Source organism: Corallococcus sp. Z5C101001, assembly GCF_007352635.1.
GTDB lineage: Bacteria > Myxococcota > Myxococcia > Myxococcales > Myxococcaceae > Corallococcus > Corallococcus silvisoli.
Genome location: NZ_VKLU01000009.1, coordinates 60,239 through 79,048, shown reverse-complemented (window position 1 = coordinate 79,048; position 18,810 = coordinate 60,239). Strand labels below are relative to the sequence as shown.

Below are 18,810 nucleotides of genomic sequence, written 5' to 3'. Positions count from 1 at the left end.
TTGGACGCGGCGCGCCTCGCACCGCCTTGCCCTTCGTGGAGGGCGGCGCCGCGGCTCGCGCGAAGGCGGACGCGGCGCCACACCGCCGCGCGCTACCGCGTCACGGCCCGGCGCATCCGCGTGCTCCGGCCCTTCACCGCCCGCCTCGGCTTCATGGCCGGAATGCGACGGGCCTTGGGCGCCCGGCGCTTCACCGTGCCTCGCCGCGCGTAGGCCGCGGGCCGGGCCGTCCGCTTCGCCAGCGACTTCTTCTTGCGCACAGGCATGGCGTGCGTCGTGCTCCGCATCACCTTGCGCGCCACCGGCCGCTTGCGCAGCGTGCGCCTCGCCTTGCGCACCGGGGCCTTCTCGATCCGGCCCAGGCGCATCTCGAAGCGCGACAGCGCCGTGCGGAACAGCGCCGCCTTGCGGCGGATGTTCATGCTCCCTGCCGCCGTGTGGCGCCGCGAGGGCACGCGCCGGCCAATGGCCTCGCGCCGCAGCCGGTGCGCCAGCTGCTCGTACCGGTCCACCATGCCGCGCGCCTTCTTCACCATCCCCATCAGCTCGCGCCGCGACAGCTCCATCACGTTGCGCGGTGCACTCGCCAGCACCAACCGCATCTCCCGCGCATTCATCAACGCCGACCCCGCATCCTTCACCTTGCGCATGTCCGCCCCTCCCTCGGGTTCTCCAAACAGTCGCAACGTTTGGTGCCCGGAGCGGTGACGGCAAGGCGGACGCGGCCTGGGCCTGCTCCGCCGCCCGTCCCCGGGGAACGGGGCCGCTGTCCTGCACTCAGCCGGAAGCGCTCGCGGCGCGCGACTCCAACAGCACGGCCAGCTTCTCCAGCGCCAGCCGCGCGCGCGTCTTCACCGTGCCCAGGGGCTGGCCCGTCTTGCGCGCGATCTCACTCTGGGAGAGCCCGTCGAAGTACGCGAGCAGCACCACCTCACGCTGCTCGGAGGGCAGCTGCGCCATCGCCAAGCGCACGCGCTGCTCATCCTGCGACCGGGAAGCCGACTCATCCGGCGGAGGGGGCGTGGCGCTCACCGGCGGAGGCTGTTGGCTCGCGCCCTCCACCATCCGCGACGCCGTCCCCAGCGAACGCAGCCGATCAATGGCGCGCGTCCGCGCGATGGTCGTGACCCAGGTCTCCAGCCCGCCGCGCTCCGGGTCGAACTCGCGCGCGCGCCGCCAGACCTCCAGGAAGGTCTCCTGGAGGATCTCCTCCGCGTCCGCGCGCGTGGGCAACAGCCGCACCGCGATGGCGAAGGCGCGCGCGGAACACCGCGCGTAGACCTCGCGCATGGCCGCCGCACCGCCGAGCGCGACCTGCCGCAGCAGTTCGCGGTCGGCCGGCAGGTCACTCGCTTGCTGAGCAGCGGAGTCGATAGGCGCCATGTTCGTCCCGGATACCGCAACCGGAGGGGCGGATCCCAGCTTCAACTATCGGAGCCCGTCCACCCAGCCCCGAGGGGTGGGCGCCCGCTCCCTCCGTTCCTAACGTTGACAGGCCAACGCGGCCGGGCGGCTGCCTTCTTCATTCGACAACACCCGGGGATTGCCGCCTGGAGCCACTGACTCAGAGACCTATAAGGGGCCGTCAGCCGATATGACCGAACGACTCGGAAGCGTGTTCATCGAGAACGTCCAGCCGGAGCTGGACGCGGGCCGCTACGCCATCAAGCGCGTCGCCGGAGAGAGCCTCACGGTCCGCGCGGACATCTTCAAGGAGGGTCACGACGTCCTCGTGGCCGTCGCGCGCTGGCGCCAGGTCACCCCGGCCGCGCGGAAGACGGACTGGGCCGAGGTCCCCCTCGCCTTCAAGAACAACGACGCCTGGGAGGGCACCCTCCCCCTGGCTCACAACGGCCGCTACGAATACACGATTGAAGCGTGGCCGGATCTCTTCCGCACCTGGGCGCTGGAGCTGAAGCGCAAGGTGGACGCGGGCCGCGACGTGAAGAGCGAGCTGCTGGAAGGCGCGGCCCTGCTGGAGGGCGCCGCCGCGCGGGCGAAGGGCCAGTCCCCGGAGGACCACCGGGTGCTCGCGGAGGCCGGGGCCCGCCTGCGCACGCCGCCATCGCCGGACCACCTCCTCGCCGCGCTGTCCCCCGAGCTGGCGGACGTCGCGTCGCGACACCCGGACCGCTCGCTCGCTCGCCGGTATGACAAGGTGCTGGAGGTCTTCGCGGACCGCGAGAAGGCGCGCGACGCGGCCTGGTACGAGCTCTTCCCCCGCTCCGCGAAGCGCGACGGCAAGACGCACGGCACGTTCAAGGACGCGGAAGGCTGGCTGCCGTACATCCAGAAGCTCGGCTTCGACACGGTCTACCTTCCGCCCATCCACCCCATCGGCCGCACCGCGCGCAAGGGGAAGAACAACTCCCTCAAGGCGCAGCCCGGCGACGTGGGCAGCCCGTGGGCCATTGGCGCCGCGGAGGGCGGACACAAGGCCATCCACCCGGAGCTGGGGACGCTGAAGGACTTCCAGGCGTTCGTGGTCGCGGCGCAGGCGCACGGCATCGAGGTGGCGCTGGACCTGGCCTTCCAGTGCTCACCGGACCACCCCTACGTGAAGGAACATCCGGAGTGGTTCCAGCACCGCCCGGACGGCACCATCAAGACGGCGGAGAACCCGCCCAAGCGCTACGAGGACATCGTCAACTTCGACTGGATGGGCCCCGCGCGTGACGCCCTCTGGAAGGAGCTGAAGTCCGTGGTGTTGCACTGGGTGGACCAGGGCGTGCGGACCTTCCGCGTGGACAACCCGCACACCAAGCCCATGCAGTTCTGGCACTGGCTCATCCGGGAGGTGCAGGACGCGCACCCGGCGGTGCTCTTCCTGTCGGAGGCGTTCACCCGCCCCAAGGTGATGAAGGCCCTGGCCAAGGTGGGCTTCACCCAGTCGTACACGTACTTCACCTGGCGCCTCTTCAAGGACGAGCTGCGCGCGTACCTGGAGGAGATCACCCAGCCGCCGGTGGCGGACTACTTCCGCGGCAACCTCTGGCCCAACACGCCAGACATCCTTCCGGAGAACCTCCAGAACGCGAGCCCCGCCGCCTTCCGCCTGCGCGCCGCGCTGGCCTCCACCCTGTCGTCGGTGTGGGGCATGTACTGCGGCTATGAGCTGTGCGAGGGCCGCCCCGTGCCGGGCAAGGAGGAGTACCTGGACTCGGAGAAGTACCAGCTCGTCGCGTGGGACTGGGAGCGGCCGGGCAACATCTCCGGATGGATCGCGAGGCTCAACGCCGTGCGCAGGGCGCACCCCGCGCTCCAGCACTACCAGGCGCTGCGCTTCTTCACGTCCGACAACGACCGCGTCCTCTTCTACGGCAAGCGCACGCCGGACGGCACCAGCACGGTGCTGGTGGCGGTGAGCCTGGATCCCTACGCCCCGCAGGAGGCGTTGCTCCACGTGCCCATGGACTGGCTGGGCGTGAACCCGGAGGAGACCTATCAGGTGCACGAATTGATGGCCGACCAGCGCTCACTGTGGCAGGGCCCGGACGTGCAGGTGCGCCTGACGCCTGAACAGCCCGCGGCCGTCTGGGCCGTGTACCGCTTCCGCCGCACCGAACACGCGTTCGACTACTTCGAGTGATTCCCTCCGAGAGGCGTATGGACCTGGATCCGCTTTGGTACAAAAAAGCGCTCATCTACGAGCTGCACATCCGCGCATTCCACGACTCCAACGGGGATGGCCACGGGGACATCCCCGGGCTGATCGACAAGCTGCCCTATCTCCAGGACCTGGGCGTGGACTGCCTGTGGTTGCTGCCGCACTACCCGTCCCCGCTGCGCGATGACGGCTATGACATCGCGGACTACTACGGCATCCACCCGGACTACGGCACGCTCGCGGACTTCCAGCGCCTGGTGGAGGAGGCGCACAAGCGCGGCCTGCGCATCCTCATCGAGCTGGTGGTGAACCACACCAGCGACCAGCACCCCTGGTTCCAGGAGGCGCGGCGCGACCCCAAGAGCCCCAAGCGCAACTGGTACGTCTGGAGCGACACGGACGAATCCTACAAGGGCGCGCGCATCATCTTCACCGACACGGAGCGCTCCAACTGGACGTGGGATCCGGTGGCCAAGCAGTACTTCTGGCACCGCTTCTTCAGCCACCAGCCGGACCTGAACTACGACAACCCCGAAGTGCAGGAGGCCATGCTGGACGTGATGCGCTTCTGGCTGAACATGGGCGTGGACGGGTTCCGCTGCGACGCCGTCCCCTACCTCTTCGAGCGCGAGGGCACCAACTGCGAGAACCTCCCGGAGACGCACGCGTTCCTCAAGCGCCTGCGCAAGACGATTGACGCCGAGTACCAGGGCAAGGTGTTGCTCGCGGAGGCGAACCAGTGGCCCGCCGACGTGCGCGTCTACTTCGGCGAGGGCGACGAGTTCCACATGGGCTTCCACTTCCCGGTGATGCCCCGCCTCTTCATGGCGGTGCGCCGCGAGGACCGCACGCCCATCGTGGAGATCATGCAGCAGACGCCGGACATCCCGGACAACTGTCAGTGGGCCATCTTCCTGCGCAACCACGATGAGCTGACGCTGGAGATGGTGACGGACGAGGACCGGGACTACATGTACCGGGAGTACGCCACCGACCCGCGCATGCGCATCAACCTGGGCATCCGCCGCCGGCTGGCGCCGCTGATGGACAACGGCCGCCGCCGCATCGAGCTGATGCACAGCCTGCTGTTCACCCTGCCCGGCACGCCGGTCCTCTACTACGGGGACGAGATCGGCATGGGCGACAACATCTACCTGGGCGACCGCAACGGCGTGCGCACGCCCATGCAGTGGACCGGCGACCGCAACGCGGGCTTCAGCCGCGCGGACTACGCGCGCCTCTTCGCGCCCGTCATCGCGGACCCCGTCTACGGCTACCAGTCCATCAACGTGGAGGCGCAGGACCGGCAGAAGTCCAGCCTGCTCCAGTGGCTGAAGCGGATGATCCGCATCCGCCAGCGCTACCCCGTGTTCGCCATGGGCACGCTGCGCTTCCTGGCCACGGAGAACCGCAAGGTGCTGGCCTTCCTGCGCGAATGGGAAGGCCAGACGGTGCTGGTCATCTGCAACCTGTCGCGCTTCGCGCAGCCCGCCGTGCTGGACCTGCGCGAGCTGAGCGGCAGCGTCCCCGTGGAGTTGATTGGAGAGACGGCCTTTCCCCGCATCAGCGACCTGCCCTATCAGCTGTCGATGGGCCCCTACATGTTCCTGTGGTTCCGGTTGGACAAGCCGCTGCAGGCGAAGGAGTAACCCCGCGTGACCCCCCTGGACCTGACCAAGCTGCCCGACTTCCTCAAGGCCCAACGCTGGTTCGCCGGCAAGGCGTGGCCCATCAAGAGCGTCAGCGTGGCGGACCACGTGAACCTGGACCTGGGCACGTGTGCCTTCACCCTGGCCATCATCGAGGTGGCGTACGAGCTGGGCCAGCCGGAGCGCTACCAACTCCAGGCGCGGCAGACCCCGGAAGGGCTGGTCAGCGCGCTGGACGACGACGAGTGCGTGCGCGCCCTCTTCAACCTCGCGCGGGAGGGCCGGGACGTCCTCTCCGGCTCAGGCCGCGTGGTGGGAGAATGGATCGCCTCCACGGACAGCGGCGTGGCCCTGCCGGATCCGCTGACGGTGCGCCGGCTCAACGTGGAGCAGAGCAACACGTCCCTGGTGCTGGGCGAACGGGTCATCATCAAGATCATCCGCAAGCTCGAGGCCGGGGTGAACCCCGAATACGAGGTGGGGCGCTTCCTGGCGACGCAGACCCCGTTCCGGGCCACGCCGCAGCTGGTGGGCGCGCTCAACCTGGAGGGCCCCGCGGGCGCGACGCTGGCGCTGGCGCACCGCTTCGTGCCGGACGCCGTGGACGGGTGGAAGTACGCGCTGGAGCGGCTGCGCCAGGAGAAGGCCCTGAGCGACGGCTTCCTGGCGGACATGGCGGAGCTGGGCATGCGCCTGGGGGACCTGCACAAGGCGTTCGCCTCCGCGGCGCCGGACAACCTGGCCTTCGCCCCGGAGCCGCTGCTCCAGGAGGACCTGCAGCGCTGGAGCGCGTCCATCGTGGGAGAGCTGGGCGTGACGCTGGCGGACGCGGGGAGGCTGCACGCGGACCTGGAGAACCGGCGCGACGGCCTCATCACCTACGCGAAGCGCCTGGCGCAGGTGGCCCCCTCCGGCCAGAAGATCCGCATCCACGGCGACCTGCACCTGGGACAGGTGCTGCGCTCGGACAACCAGTGGCTCTTCTTCGACTTCGAGGGCGAGCCGTCCCGCTCCTTCACCGCGCGCCGGGAGAAGTACAGCGCGCTCCGGGACGTGGCGGGGATGATCCGCTCCTTCGACTACGCGGAGGCCACCGTGGCGCTGGAGGGCGGCCAGCCGCGAGGTCGCGTGGGCCCCACCCGCGACGCGTTCCTGGAGGGCTACCGCAAGGCCACGCGCGGGGTGGCCTTCCTGCCGGCCACCGATGAAGCCTTCGACGTGATGTTGCGCGCCTTCGAACTGGAGAAGCTGTTGTACGAAGTGCGCTACGAACTCGCGAACCGGCCAGACTGGGTGCGCATCCCCGTCGAGGCCCTGCTGCGGATGGAGGATGTCCCGTGAGGAAGCCGGCGGACAGAGCACAGGTGGACGCGGAGCTGCAACGCGTGGTGGAGCTGCGCCACCCGGAACCCCACTCGGTGCTGGGCGTCCACCCGGACGGGGACGGCATGGTGGTGCGCGCGTACCGTCCGGAGGCCGTGGCCATCCACGTGCTGCCGGAGTTCGGCGGCAGGGTGCCCATGCAGCACCGCACCGGCGGCGTCTTCGAGGCGCGCATCAACGGCCGCACGGAGCCCTTCGGCTACCTGGTGGAGGTGGAGTACCCGGGCAAGAAGGTCTTCACGCTGCGCGACCCGTACAGCTTCCTGCCCACCATCGGTGAGATGGATCTGTACTTCGCCGGCGAGGGCCGCCACGAGCGGCTCTGGGAGCGAATGGGCGCGCACCTGCTCCACCACAACGGCGTGAAGGGCACGTCCTTCGCCGTCTGGGCCCCCACCGCGCGGGGCGTGTCCGTGGTGGGCGACTTCAACGGCTGGGACGGGCGCCTGCACGCCATGCGGCGCATGGGCTCCTCCGGCATCTGGGAGCTGTTCGTCCCGGAGGTCGGCGAGGGCACGCGCTACAAGTTCGAGATCCGCCCCGGCCACGGCGGCGGCCCGCTGCTCAAGGCGGACCCCTTCGCCTTCCGCACGGAGGCGCCGCCCGCCACCGCGTCGGTGGTGCACGACCTGCAACGCTACGCCTGGGGCGACGGCGCCTGGCTGGACGCGCGGGGCCGGCACGTGGACGCCGCGCACCATCCGTGGAGCGTCTACGAGGTCCACCTGGGCAGCTGGCGCCGCGTGGTGGAGGACGGCGACCGGCCCATGACGTACCGCGAGCTGGCGCCGGAGCTGTCGCGCTACGTGAAGGAGCTGGGCTTCACGCACGTGGAGATGCTGCCCGTGGCGGAGCACCCCTACGGCGGTTCCTGGGGCTATCAGGTCGGCGGCTACTACGCGCCCACGGCGCGCTTCGGCCACCCGGATGACTTCCGCTACCTGGTGGACTACCTGCACCAGGAAGGCATTGGCGTCATCGTGGACTGGGTGCCGGGCCACTTCCCGCGCGACAGCCACGCGCTGGGCCAGTTCGACGGCACGTCCCTCTACGAGCACGCGGATCCGCGCAAGGGCGCGCAGCCGGACTGGGGCACGCTGGTCTTCAACTTCGGCCGCAACGAGGTGCGCAACTTCCTCATCGCCAACGCGCTGTTCTGGCTGGAGGAGTACCACATCGACGGGCTGCGCGTGGACGCGGTGGCCTCCATGCTCTACCTGGACTACAGCCGCAAGCAGGGCGAGTGGATCCCCAACCGCTGGGGTGGCCGCGAGAACGAGGAGGCCATCCAGTTCATGCGCGAGCTCAACGAGACCATCCGCCGCAAGCACCCGGGCGTGGTCGTCATCGCGGAGGAGTCCACCGCGTGGCCCAAGGTGAGCCAGCCCGTCAGCGAGGGCGGCCTGGGCTTCCACTTCAAGTGGAACATGGGCTGGATGCACGACACGCTGTCGTACTTCTCCAAGGACGCCGTCTACCGGCAGTACCACCACAACCAGCTCACCTTCGGCCTGCTGTACGCGTTCAGCGAACACTTCATGCTGCCGCTCAGCCACGACGAGGTGGTCCACGGCAAGGGCAGCCTCTACGGACGCATGCCGGGCGACCCGTGGCAGAAGCGCGCCAACCTGCGCGCGCTCTTCGCCTGGATGTGGGCCCACCCGGGCAAGAAGCTGCTCTTCATGGGCGGTGAGTTCGGCCAGCCGGCGGAGTGGAACCACGACCGAAGCCTGGACTGGCACCTGCTCCAGGACCCGGGCCACCACGGCATCCTGAAGCTGGTGGGCGACCTCAACCGCATCTACCGCGACCTGCCGGCGCTGTACGACTCCGACAGCGAGCCGGTGGGCTTCCAGTGGCTCCAGCCGGACGCCTCCGCGGCGAACGTGCTGGCCTTCGTGCGCCGCTCGCGCACGCCCGGACGTCACGTGGTGTGCGTCGCCAACCTCTCACCGGTGCCGCGCGAGGATTATCGCGTGGGCTTCCCGCTCCACGGCCGTTATGTGGAGCTGGTCAACACCGACGCCGGGGAGTACGGCGGCAGCGGCCTGGGCAACCGGGGGCAGGTCCACACCGAGCCCACGGGCTGGGATGGCCAGCCCGCCTCCGCGACGCTCACCCTGCCCCCGCTGTCGGTGGTGTGGTTCACGCCGGGCTGAAAAGGGCGCCCCGTCCTTTCGTCCGGCTCTCACGCGGTCGACGAAAGGACGCGGCATGGCGACACAAGCAGCGGCGAAGCGGAAGCTGGGGACGACGGGCCTGGAGGTGTTCCCGCTGTGTCTGGGCGGGAACGTCTTCGGCTGGACGGCCGACGAGGCGGCGTCGTTCGCCGTGCTGGACGCGTTCGTCGAGGGCGGCGGTGACTTCGTGGACACCGCGGACGTGTACTCGCGGTGGATCCCCGGCCACGTGGGCGGCGAGTCCGAGACCGTGCTGGGCAGGTGGATCGCCTCGCGCAAGGCGAAGGGCCGCGTGGTGGTGGCCACGAAGGTCGGCGCGGAGACGGCGCTGGGCAGGGGCCTCACCCGCGAGCACCTCGAGAAGAGCGTGGACGCGTCCCTGCGCCGGCTGGGCGTGGAGCGCATCGACCTGTACTACGCGCACTACGATGATCCGGGCACGCCCCTCGAGGAGACGCTCCGCGCCTTCGACGCGCTGGTGAAGGCGGGCAAGGTGAAGGCGCTGGGCCTGAGCAACCACTCCGCCGCACGCGCCCAGGAGGCGCTGGACACGCAGAAGCGGCTGGGCCTCGCGCGCTACCAGGTGCTGCAACCGGAATACAACCTGGTGGAGCGTCCCGCCTTCGAGGGCCCGCTCCAGCAGCTGAGTGAGAAGGAGGGCCTGGCGGTGGCCCCCTACTTCGGGCTCGCCGCGGGCTTCCTCACGGGAAAGTATCAGGAGGGACAACCCGCCCCGGCCTCACCGCGCGCGGGCAACGTGCTCAAGAAGTACGGCAACGCGAGGGGCTGGGGTGTCCTCGCCGCGCTGAAGAAGGTCGCGGAGCGCCGGGGGGCCACGCCGTCGCAGGTGGCGCTCGCGTGGCTCGCGACCCGGCCCACCGTGGTGGCGCCCATCGCCAGCGCGACGTCCGTGCCCCAGGTGAAGGAGCTGTTGGGGGCCTTCGCCCTCAAGCTGGACCCGGCTGACCTGCGCGACCTGGACGCCGCGTCGTCGAAGGAGCCCGGCTCGGCGGCGGACCGGCCCTGACTGACGCAACCGGGTGTTTCAACCGCGTCTCCCCCGGGCGCATCCGGGGGGGGAGCGGCCTATGTTTCATCCGCGACGAGCACGGTCTTCAGCCGCGCCAGGATGGGCTCCGGCACGTCGATGAAGGACAGGCCGACCTCGAAACGGGCGACGGCATCCTTGGGTAGCTTGATGGCCCAGACGATGCGCGCGGTACATTCCAGCGAGCTGCCATCCGGAAGAAACAGCTCCAGATCCAGCCGTGAGCCCACGTCCTGCGCATCGTCGGAGTAGATGCGCGCGCCGCCGAGGCTGACGTCCAGCACCTGCTTCTTGTCCCCCACCTTCATTCGCGCGGGACGCGAATAGAGGGGCGCGTGGATCCGGGGGAAGGAGCGGCGGTCAATGTATGAGGTCATCTGGGTCGTCACGATCTGTCATCCTAGCGTGACTGTCACGAAAGGGCATATCGCCCTCCCAGCCGATGAGGTGACCCGTGGGGTGGGATGGCCTCTGCCATGGGTTTGAGTCACCCCCACCCCTTGGAAGCCGGGCCGCGTCAGGGATTGAGGGGGCCGCTCGCGTCCTCCAGGCCCGGGGCATCCCGCGACAGCTCATCGCAGATGAGCCCCTGGATGCGGAAGGCCAGCCGCGCCTCCTGAAGCACCTCCTGGGCCTCCCCTTCCGACAGCACCACCTCGTCCAGTCGGGCGGCCAGGCGGCCCTGGAAGACGCGCAGCTCTCCGGCGGACACCGCGTTGTAGAAGGCCGTGCCCCGGCCGTTCTCCAGTTCGAAGGCGCGCGCGATGAGCGCCGAGCGCTGCGGCGCGGTGAAGAGGTCCTGGACGCAGCGCGCGTACGCGTGGGCGATGAGCAGGTGGGGGGCCTCCGCCGCCACCTCGTGGATGCGCTCGGCGTGCAGCCGCGCCTCCGCGCAGGCGAAGGGCTTCGTGCGAGTGTCGCCGCAGAACCAATCCAGGTCCGCCGCCAGCGCCGACGCACGGCGCAGCTCCGGCAGCCGCAGCACCCGCGCGAGCGGTCCGTCCTTCAGTCCCGGCAGCACGGACTCCAGCGCCTCGTAGACGACGTGGAGCTGGCGCAGGTGGCTGACGTAGTGGCGGGCACGCACGAACTGCCCGTAGACGCCGCCATTCCACGAGCCATGGAACAGCGCCTCCAGGAAGGTGGACTGCTCCACCTGACGCCGCGCCATCCCCGTCCCCTCCTCCAGCCGCAGCGACAGCTTCTGCGTCGAGGGCGTTCCCTCGGGGGCCGTGGACGCGGTGGGCAGGCGCCGGTCCCTCGCGGAGCGCTCGAGTCCGCCCCAGCGAATCGTTCCCCGCAGGCTCACTGCTTCCACCCACCGGTGGGCGCCCCATGGGCGATCTCGGGCGCTGGCGGCTCGGAGGCCTCCGGCTCGTGCGGGGGCATCCGCGGCGACTCCTCCAGTTGATGGATGGCCTCCAGCAGCGTGTGCCCCAGCGCGCGCAGGACGTCCTCCTCCAGGCGAAGCGTCACCGGGCCCACCGCCAGATGGATATGCCCACAGCTGCACCGCGTCACTTCGGCGCACGGGCCTCGCGCCAGCACCGCCCTGCAGCATCCCTGACCGAGCATCGCGACCTCCGTTGATTTTGATTATCGAAATCAAATTCATGAAGCCACAACGCCCCGCCGCGGTCAAGCCCGGTCCACTCCACGCGGCTCCGGATGCCCATCACCCACGTCCAATCACAGACAAAAACCACCCACCTCAATGACAATCAACAACTCAAATCGACACAATTGCTGATAATGTATTTATTTGTTTCACGCGAATCCACGCGCCTCTCACTGTCTACTCGTTTGTTCATGTAGGCACGACACTTCGAGCGCCCCGGAAAAACCCCTGAGTATTTGTTCAGCCCCGTTCAGGGCTCCGTTGGAGGCGCTGAAAAATGCCTGAGTATTTGTTCAGGTTCGTTCAGTCCGACCAGGTCCCGACATCCCAGAAAGACATGGATGAATTCCAGTCGCGTTCCCTCGGCGGCCCAGGTTAGGAAAAGCGGACCATGCGGCTCCCCTTCGTGCTGACGACCTTCCTGGGACTGGCGTCCCTGCAGTCCGGCTGCCGTTCCAACGATCCGCTCCCCTCCCCTCCTGACAGGGCGGATGCGGGGATGCAGGTGGACGCAGGCGGCTCGAACACGGATGCAGGGATTCCCGTGGAGCTGCCACTGCAAGCGGCCTTCGTGATGGTCCCCGAGACCATGAGGTCGGCGCCCTTCGACGTCACGCGCGCCCTGAACATCCCCAACGCGATGCGGATCTCGGTCTGGGCACGGGTGCCGGGCGCGCGCTTCCTCGCGGTCTCCCCGGAAGGCACCCTGTTGGTGTCGGTGCCCTCGCAGAACAAGGTGGTGCAGGTGCGCCCGCGGGTGAACCAGCCGCCCGAGGTGACGACGTGGGCGTCCGGACTGGGCCGCCCCCATGACCTCGTCTTCCACGAGCGCGACGGCCAGCAGTGGGTGTTCGTGTCGGAGAAGAACCGCGTCACGCGCTCCCAGTGGACCGCGGGCGAGACGACGCGGGGAGCGGTCCAGACCGTGGTCTCCGGCCTACCGGACGCGTCCCTGCCGGAGCTCCAGGGCGCCTATGGCCACGAGCTGAAGAACATCGCCGTGGACTCCCAGCACCGGCTCTACGTGTCCATCGCGTCCACCTGCAACGTGTGCCTGAGCGACACGACGAGCGACCCGCTGCGCGGCGCCATCTACCGGTGGGACTGGGACGGCGGCTCACGCACGCTGTTCGCCCGGGGCCTGCGCAACGCGGAGGGCCTGGCGTGGGTGCCGGGCACCGACACGCTCTGGGTGGCGGTCAACAACCGCGACAACACGCCCTACCCGTTCGACGACGGCAGCGGCCAGTACGGCAAGGTGATTCCCCAGTACGTGGACAACCACCCGCCAGAGGCCCTCACCTCCGTGCGCGAAGGCGGCCACTACGGGTGGCCCTTCTGCAACTCCAACCCGGACTCGCCCAGCGGCCTGAAGCACATGCCCCTGGATCGCGACTACGACCTGAACCGGGACGGCTCCAGGGCGGACTGCGCCACGCTGGACAGGACCGACCAGGGCATCCAGGCCCACTCGGCGCCCCTGGGCCTGACGTTCTTCGACGACGCCCGGCTCATCCCCGAGTGGCCACGGGGCGCCATCGTCGCCTACCACGGCTCCTGGAACCGCACGGAGCGCACGGGCTACAAGGTCACGGTCTTCCCCTGGGACCTGGGGACGAACCAGCCCACGGGTGAAGTGGACCTCGTCACCGGGTTCAAGAACCCGGACCTGAGCGTGTGGGGCCGGCCGGTGGACGTGGCCCTGGATCCGCGGACCCGGGGCCTCTACATCAGCGACGACGAGGCGGGGGCCATCTACAGCCTGGAGCCCCTCCGCCTGCCGTGAAGCAAGTCCGGGGCGCGGCCGGACCGCTCAGCGGCGCTCGCCGCGCCCCAGCATCGCCACGTAGTCCGCGGGCAGGCCGGCGCTCGTCGCGCCGCGCACCAGCGCCTCCACGAAGCGCGGGCTCACCGGCCCGTCCGACGACGCCCGGCGCGGGTTGGTCACGAACGCGGTGGCCTCCACCTCCTGGCCGTCCACGCGCACGCGCACCGTGCGCTCCACGCACATGCTCGTGACGACCCCCTCCTTGTGCTGGACGATGGGCCAGTCCTTGCCGGCGATCTCGAAGAGCCGGCCGTACACCCGCGCGCCCGGCGCGTCGGTGAGGCCCGCCACCCGCCCGCCCCACCAGCGCGAGGGGAAGTCGTAGACGAGGTCCACGTCCAGCGCCTCCGCGAGCCGCCCTTCCGGCAGCTCGAAGAAGCCATAGCTGTGCTGGTGCTTCCACTCGTCGAAGGCGGCCCGGTCCAGGATGGTCGAGTACGCGAAGTAGCGCCGGGGCGCGTCCGCATCCGCCTGCTCGCGCGCCTTCATCACCTGGTCGTAGTGCGAATCCATGCGTGTGTCCTCCTACTGCCGCCTACCGCTCGCCCTTGCGCGCGAGGGCGCCGTCGCGGAACGCGCCCAGCACCCCGCCCACGTCCAACCGGGACGTCTTGATGAACAGGCGCAGCGCGCGCTCCACGTGCTCGGCCAGCGTGGCCATGCGCTCCAGCCGCCGCAGCCGCTCCGCCTGCACGCCGCCCGTGCCCTCCGCCAGCCGGCGCGCCTCCGACAGGTCCGCCCGGATGCGGGTGACGAAGGCCGCTTCGCGCTCCTCCACCACGTGCGTCACCATCCGCACCAGGTCCGTCTCCGCCTCGTAGCGCCACACGGTGTCCTGCGGCACGCGCACCCGCTGGATGGCGCGCCAGTGCTCCAGGTCGCGCAGCAGCATGGAGACGCCGCCCTTGGACAGCTCCAGCTCGCGTTCGATCTCGCCCGCGGTCAGGGGTTCACCGCGCAGGTAGAGCAGGCCCCACACCCGCCCCTGGTTGCGCTTGAAGCCCCAGAATTCAATGACGTTGCCCACCGCTTCCACCGCGATGGCTTCCCAGGCCGCGAGCCGGTTGTTGACCTGCGGCACCAGGGTCTTCTGGCTCCCGGGATCCCCCCCCGTCCACAGGTAGCCCTTCATGCAGCGCGTCCCTTCACCTGCTGCGCGATTCCCTCCGCGAGCCGGTGCGCCCAGCTCATCAGCTCCGCGCCCGCGGCGTCGTTCGCGAAGGGCCCCAGCTTGTCCAGCGCCGCTTCAATCTCGATGTTCATCTTGTCCATGGACGCCTCCACCGCGCCGGTGGCCTCGATGGCGGCGCCAATCTCACGCGTGCGCTCCGGGGTGATGACGGAGAACGCCCACGCGTCCTTGAGCTTGCGGCGCAGGGACTCATCCCGCGACACCGCCAGCAGGATGGGCAGCGACGGCGTGCGCGAGTGCACGTCCGCGTACCGGGGCTTGCCCTCGTCCGTGCCCAGGATGTCGCGGATGTCGTCGGCGATCTGGAACGCCACGCCCAGGTGGCGGCCGAACGCGTCGAAGCGCGCCATCGCCTCCGGCTGGTTCGCCAGCGTCGCCGCGGCCTTGCCGCACCAGCCGAACAGCGACCCCGTCTTGCCCTCGGCGATGTAGCGCAGCCGCGTGAGCGGCAGGTTCATGTCGCCCCGCGCCTCCACCTCCGCGATGGCCGCGCGGGTCATCTCCGTGACGATGGCCAGCCCGCTCTGCACCAGGCGCGCGTCCAGCATGGACAGCCGCGAGAGCGCCGTGGACAGGATGAGGTCGCCGCTCATCACCGCGACGATGTTGCCCCAGCGCGCGTTCACCGTCGGGCGGCCGCGGCGGAACATGCCCGCGTCCACCACGTCGTCGTGCAGGAGGCTGGCCGAGTGGATCATCTCCGCCGCCACGCCCACGTCCACCAACGGCGCCGCGGACACGCCCACCACGCTGCCGAACAGCCGGACGAGCATGGGTCGCGCCCGCTTGCCCCCGGTGCCCAGGCACAGGTGGCGGGCCGCGTCCATCAGCGTGTCCCCCTTGACGTCCGGTCCGACGTCGCCGTCCGCGAGCAGGTCGGTCAGACGCTGCTCCACCTGCCCCAGAAACTCCGTCAGCTCGTGAGCGACATCCATGTGCGCGGTCTCCTTCCGGGTCGTTCATATAGTTCAAGACCGCGTGAACTGCACCTGAATCCCTCCTGCTCCCCAAGCGGGCGGGCCGGGGGCTGAAAGCCGGAAACAGGGCCGGCTGGTGCCCGGCCGGGCCTGGGGGCCACCCGGGGGGCGGATTGAGAGGGACGGGGAGGCCATGCGACATCCCTGGGGCCTTCCCTGCCGCAAGGGCCTTGAGTGTCCCCCGCCGCCTTCCGCCGCCGCATCGTCCAGGGCTTCGCGTCCCTCGCCACGGGCGTTCCCCTCTTCCGCCCCGGCGCCTCGCTGCCCGGCGCCTCGGCGCCGCTCCTGGGGGCGCCCCCCCCGCCGGATGGACGGCGGGGCCCGCCGGTCCACCGGCGCCTCCGCGCGTCGCTGCACATGTCCATCGTGGAGGGGATGTTCGCGGAGGTGTTCACCGCGTGCGCGGGCGCCACGGTCCTCACGGCGTGGGCCATCGCGCTGAAGCTGGGGCCGTTCCTGGTGGGGGTGATGACGGCGCTGCCCTTCTTCGCCCAGTTCGTGCAGTTCCCCGCCGCGTGGCTCACCCTGTGCTTCGGCCACCGGCGGGTGGCGCTCAGCGCGGTGTGCCTGTCCCGGCTCGTGATGCTGCCGCTGGCGGTGCTGCCGTGGCTGAAGCTGTCCCTCACGGGGCAGCAGCACCTGCTGCTCGCCGTGGCGGGGGCGTCCGCGCTGCTGGCCGTGGTGGGCAACAACGCCTGGGTGGCGTGGATGGGGGAGCTGGTGCCACGCGCCGTGCGGGGCCGCTTCTTCGGCAAGCGCACCGCGCTCACCACCGTGATGGGCACCGGCGCTTCGCTCGCCGCGGGCCTGCTCCTGGACCGGCTGAAGGTCCTGGACGGCGTGGGCGTGGCCCTGCCGCTCCTGGCCCTGGGCGCCTGCATCATGGGCGTCGTCACCACGCTGATGATGGCCGCGCAGCATGATCCCGCGCCTGTGGACAGCGCCCCCAGGCTGGAGCTCAAGGCGGCGCTCCTGCCCTGGAAGGACGACGGCGCGCGACGGGTGCTGGTGTACCAGCTGGCGTGGAACGCGGCGGTGGGCGTGTCCGCGCCGTTCTTCGCGCTGCACAGCCTGCAGAACCTCAAGATGACCTTCGTCATCATGGCGCTGCACGCGGCGGCGGTGGCGGGGGTGCGCGTCCTCACCGCGTCCATGTGGGGCCGCGCCATTGATCGCATGGGCGCACAGCCGGTGCTGCTGGGCTGCTCGCTGGGCATCAGCGTCATCCCCATGCTGTGGCTCCTGCCGACGGCGGGGACGCTGTGGCCGTTGCTGTTCGACGTGCTCCTGGCGGGCTCGCTGTGGAGCGGCCACGGCCTGGCCATCTTCGCGCTGCCCCTCTCGGTGGCGCCGCGCCGGGGCCGGCCCTTCTACCTGGCGGCGTTCGCCACCGCGGGCGGGCTGGCCTACGCGGCGGCGGCGGCCGTGGGCGGCGCGCTGGCGGCGTGCATCCCTCAGCAGTTCATGCTGGGGGGCCGCCTGTGGGCGAACCTCCACGTCCTCTTCGTCGTGTCGTCGGTGGCCCGGCTGGGCGCGGCCTTCCTCGCGGCCCGGGTGAACGAACCCGGCGCCGCCACCGCGCGCACCGTGGGCCAGGTGCTGGAAAGGCTGCTGCCCCGGCTTCGCCCCAGGCTCGAAGCGGAGCGCGAACCCTCACCGCGCTCCTGAAGGCCCCAGGGGCGCCAGGGCTTCGTCCAGACGCCGGACGCCTTACAGCCGGTAGTCCCGCACCATCGCCGCCACGCGCTCGGAGAGGAGCTTGAGCGACACGGCGGACTCACTGGTGGTGGAGATGCGCTTCACCGTGTCCCCCATCACCGCGTTGAGCTCGTTCACGGCGGTGAAGATCTGCTCGATGCCCGTGGCCTGCTGGTTGACCGTCTGGGAGATCTGCCGGGCGGACACCACGCTGTCGCGCACGATGGAGGACAGCTGGCGCAGCGTGTCCCCGGACGTGCGCACCTGCGCCAGACCGGACTCCATGCGCTGCGTGCCCGCGGCGGTGATCTCCACCGTGGCGAAGATGGCGGTGCTGATGTCCGCCAGGATGCTGCGCACCTGGTTCGTCGCCCGGATGGACTGGTCCGCCAGCCCGCGAATCTCCCGGGCCACCACCGCGAAGCCCTTGCCGTGCTCACCGGAGCGCGCCGCCTCGATGGCCGCGTTCACCGCGAGCAGGTGGGACTGGTCCGCCAGGTCCTTCACCGTCTCGGTGATGCCGGAGATCTGCTCGGTGCGCTCGCCCAGCGCCATGATGCGCTCGGCGATCTGCTCCACCTGCGCGCGCAGATCCACCAGCCCTTCGATGCTGTCCGTGATGGCGGCCTCGCCCGTCTTGCCCAGCGCCTCCGCGCGCTCGGCCACGTCGATGACGGCCTCCGCGGCGCGCGACGCCACCACCGACGTCTGGCGGATCTCCTGCGCCGTCACCTGCGTCTCCTGCAGCGCGGCGGCGTGGCGCGACACCATCTCGTTCTGCCGGCCCGCGGAGTCGTTCAGGTGGTCCACCGAGCCCCGGAGCAGATCCGAGGAGCCCTGCAGCTGCTGGAGCAGGTCCTTCACCTTCGTCACCATCAGGGAGAAGGCGCTCGCCAGCTGCCCCACCTCGTCCGTGGAGTCCACGCGGACCGTCTCACGCAGGTCGCCGTGCTCCGCGATGCGCTGGGCCGCCTCGGTGAGCTTCACCAGCGGCGCCGCCACCCGGCGCGCCAGCACCATGCCCACCACCACGAAGAGCGCGAGCGCCAGCAGCAGCACCACGCTCACCCCGGTGGTGATGGTCTGCACCTGCTCGCGAGACGCCGTGCGGTTGAAGCCCACGTGCACGCTGCCCGCCCCGTTCGCGAAGCGCGAGCTCAAGTCCAGCAGCTCCGCGTCCCGCACGTAGAACGTCGCCTCGCCCTGCGCGCGGCCCAGGCGATCCCTCAGCTCCCGCATCGCGGGGCCGTACTCGCCGGAGATGGCGCGAAGCTGCCCCATGCCGTCGAAGACCGCCAGGTAGGCGACGTGGTGGTGACGGACCACCTGGTCCAGCACCGCCTGGAGCGACTCCGTCTGCCCTCCCGGCATCGCCGCGGGCAGCGTGGCCGCCAGCGCCACCGGCAGCGCGCCGCCCACGTCACGCCCCTGCGCCTCGAAGGCGGAGGTGACGCGCGGGATGAGATAGCCGAAGAAGAGGGCCGTGAAGAACAGCGCCACCAGCAGCGGCGCCAACGTGAGCTTCTGTGACAGGGAGAGTCGCATCCGGGAGCGGCGCCAATTCCAGAGGAAGTCTGGGAAACGTAGCCCCCCTGGACCATCCAGTGAGGTGCCACATTGTGGACACTCC

16 protein-coding genes are annotated in these 18,810 nt (G+C 70.1%); 7 read left to right on the top strand and 9 right to left on the bottom strand.

Annotated features, from left to right (window positions below):
• Positions 1-92: 92 nt before the first annotated feature.
• A complete protein-coding gene (locus tag FOF48_RS20885) occupies positions 93-650 on the bottom strand; it encodes a hypothetical protein (RefSeq protein ID WP_143904411.1) in 558 nt (185 codons plus the stop codon).
• 127 nt (positions 651-777) lie between these two features.
• Positions 778-1,383, bottom strand: a complete 606-nt coding sequence (locus FOF48_RS20880) for a sigma-70 family RNA polymerase sigma factor (protein ID WP_143904410.1) — start codon at positions 1,381-1,383, stop codon at positions 778-780.
• Positions 1,384-1,594: 211 nt separating this feature from the next.
• On the opposite strand from FOF48_RS20880, the gene FOF48_RS20875 reads away from it, so the two are divergent.
• From FOF48_RS20875 to FOF48_RS20855, 5 genes are read left to right on the top strand one after another with little or no spacing between them, the layout of a single operon-like run.
• Positions 1,595-3,589, top strand: coding sequence for an alpha-1,4-glucan--maltose-1-phosphate maltosyltransferase (locus FOF48_RS20875; RefSeq protein WP_143904408.1), 1,995 nt, complete (start codon positions 1,595-1,597; stop codon positions 3,587-3,589).
• Between the two features lie 17 nt (positions 3,590-3,606).
• On the top strand, positions 3,607-5,256 hold the full coding sequence (treS, locus tag FOF48_RS20870) for a maltose alpha-D-glucosyltransferase (RefSeq protein WP_143904406.1): 1,650 nt from the start codon (positions 3,607-3,609) through the stop codon (positions 5,254-5,256).
• A gap of 6 nt (positions 5,257-5,262) precedes the next feature.
• The gene (locus FOF48_RS20865) at positions 5,263-6,597 is read left to right on the top strand and encodes a phosphotransferase (protein WP_143904404.1); all 1,335 of its coding nucleotides are present in this window, start codon (positions 5,263-5,265) and stop codon (positions 6,595-6,597) included.
• A complete protein-coding gene (gene glgB, locus FOF48_RS20860; protein WP_143904402.1) occupies positions 6,594-8,798 on the top strand; it encodes a 1,4-alpha-glucan branching protein GlgB in 2,205 nt (734 codons plus the stop codon). Before FOF48_RS20865 ends, glgB begins: the two co-directional genes overlap by 4 nt.
• A gap of 55 nt (positions 8,799-8,853) precedes the next feature.
• On the top strand, positions 8,854-9,846 hold the full coding sequence (locus FOF48_RS20855; protein ID WP_143904399.1) for an aldo/keto reductase: 993 nt from the start codon (positions 8,854-8,856) through the stop codon (positions 9,844-9,846).
• A 59-nt stretch (positions 9,847-9,905) separates the two neighbouring features.
• On the opposite strand, the gene FOF48_RS20850 is transcribed toward FOF48_RS20855, so the two are convergent.
• The 3 genes from FOF48_RS20850 to FOF48_RS37175 form a co-directional block, all read right to left on the bottom strand.
• On the bottom strand, positions 9,906-10,244 hold the full coding sequence (locus tag FOF48_RS20850; protein ID WP_143904398.1) for a PilZ domain-containing protein: 339 nt from the start codon (positions 10,242-10,244) through the stop codon (positions 9,906-9,908).
• A gap of 140 nt (positions 10,245-10,384) precedes the next feature.
• Positions 10,385-11,176 carry a heme oxygenase (biliverdin-producing) gene (locus tag FOF48_RS20845; protein WP_143904396.1) on the bottom strand — a complete coding sequence of 264 codons (792 nt, stop codon included), beginning with the start codon at positions 11,174-11,176 and terminating at the stop codon, positions 10,385-10,387.
• The gene (locus FOF48_RS37175) at positions 11,173-11,343 is read right to left on the bottom strand and encodes a hypothetical protein (RefSeq protein WP_255442471.1); all 171 of its coding nucleotides are present in this window, start codon (positions 11,341-11,343) and stop codon (positions 11,173-11,175) included. Before FOF48_RS37175 ends, FOF48_RS20845 begins: the two co-directional genes overlap by 4 nt.
• Before the next feature lie 533 nt (positions 11,344-11,876).
• Between FOF48_RS37175 and FOF48_RS20835 the strand changes: the two genes are divergently transcribed.
• Positions 11,877-13,271, top strand: a complete 1,395-nt coding sequence (locus tag FOF48_RS20835; protein WP_143904392.1) for a sorbosone dehydrogenase family protein — start codon at positions 11,877-11,879, stop codon at positions 13,269-13,271.
• Between the two features lie 27 nt (positions 13,272-13,298).
• Here FOF48_RS20835 and FOF48_RS20830 read toward each other — a convergent pair whose 3' ends face one another.
• From FOF48_RS20830 to FOF48_RS20820, 3 genes are read right to left on the bottom strand one after another with little or no spacing between them, the layout of a single operon-like run.
• A complete protein-coding gene (locus tag FOF48_RS20830) occupies positions 13,299-13,826 on the bottom strand; it encodes a gamma-glutamylcyclotransferase (protein ID WP_143904390.1) in 528 nt (175 codons plus the stop codon).
• Positions 13,827-13,848: 22 nt separating this feature from the next.
• Positions 13,849-14,445 (bottom strand): GbsR/MarR family transcriptional regulator, encoded by a 597-nt coding sequence (locus FOF48_RS20825; RefSeq protein ID WP_143904388.1) that lies wholly within the window; start codon positions 14,443-14,445, stop codon positions 13,849-13,851.
• On the bottom strand, positions 14,442-15,440 hold the full coding sequence (locus FOF48_RS20820) for a polyprenyl synthetase family protein (protein WP_143904386.1): 999 nt from the start codon (positions 15,438-15,440) through the stop codon (positions 14,442-14,444). Before FOF48_RS20820 ends, FOF48_RS20825 begins: the two co-directional genes overlap by 4 nt.
• 216 nt (positions 15,441-15,656) lie before the next feature.
• On the opposite strand from FOF48_RS20820, the gene FOF48_RS20815 reads away from it, so the two are divergent.
• Entirely contained in the window at positions 15,657-17,150 is a 1,494-nt protein-coding gene (locus FOF48_RS20815) for an MFS transporter (RefSeq protein ID WP_143904384.1), read from the top strand.
• Between the two features lie 42 nt (positions 17,151-17,192).
• Here FOF48_RS20815 and FOF48_RS20810 read toward each other — a convergent pair whose 3' ends face one another.
• Positions 17,193-18,725 (bottom strand): methyl-accepting chemotaxis protein, encoded by a 1,533-nt coding sequence (locus FOF48_RS20810; protein ID WP_143904382.1) that lies wholly within the window; start codon positions 18,723-18,725, stop codon positions 17,193-17,195.
• Between the last annotated feature and the right edge of the window lie 85 nt (positions 18,726-18,810).

What these genes read in the sequence shown, in the direction of transcription:
- FOF48_RS20820 (WP_143904386.1), bottom strand. Translation starts at nt 15,440, where the DNA reads ATGGATGTCGCTCACGAGCTGACGGAGTTTCTGGGGCAGGTGGAGCAG.
- treS (WP_143904406.1), top strand. Translation starts at nt 3,607, where the DNA reads ATGGACCTGGATCCGCTTTGGTACAAAAAAGCGCTCATCTACGAGCTG.
- FOF48_RS20875 (WP_143904408.1), top strand. Translation starts at nt 1,595, where the DNA reads ATGACCGAACGACTCGGAAGCGTGTTCATCGAGAACGTCCAGCCGGAG.
- FOF48_RS20880 (WP_143904410.1), bottom strand. Translation starts at nt 1,383, where the DNA reads ATGGCGCCTATCGACTCCGCTGCTCAGCAAGCGAGTGACCTGCCGGCC.
- FOF48_RS20835 (WP_143904392.1), top strand. Translation starts at nt 11,877, where the DNA reads ATGCGGCTCCCCTTCGTGCTGACGACCTTCCTGGGACTGGCGTCCCTG.
- FOF48_RS20830 (WP_143904390.1), bottom strand. Translation starts at nt 13,826, where the DNA reads ATGGATTCGCACTACGACCAGGTGATGAAGGCGCGCGAGCAGGCGGAT.
- FOF48_RS20885 (WP_143904411.1), bottom strand. Translation starts at nt 650, where the DNA reads ATGCGCAAGGTGAAGGATGCGGGGTCGGCGTTGATGAATGCGCGGGAG.
- FOF48_RS20855 (WP_143904399.1), top strand. Translation starts at nt 8,854, where the DNA reads ATGGCGACACAAGCAGCGGCGAAGCGGAAGCTGGGGACGACGGGCCTG.
- FOF48_RS20810 (WP_143904382.1), bottom strand. Translation starts at nt 18,725, where the DNA reads ATGCGACTCTCCCTGTCACAGAAGCTCACGTTGGCGCCGCTGCTGGTG.
- FOF48_RS20850 (WP_143904398.1), bottom strand. Translation starts at nt 10,244, where the DNA reads ATGACCTCATACATTGACCGCCGCTCCTTCCCCCGGATCCACGCGCCC.
- FOF48_RS20825 (WP_143904388.1), bottom strand. Translation starts at nt 14,445, where the DNA reads ATGAAGGGCTACCTGTGGACGGGGGGGGATCCCGGGAGCCAGAAGACC.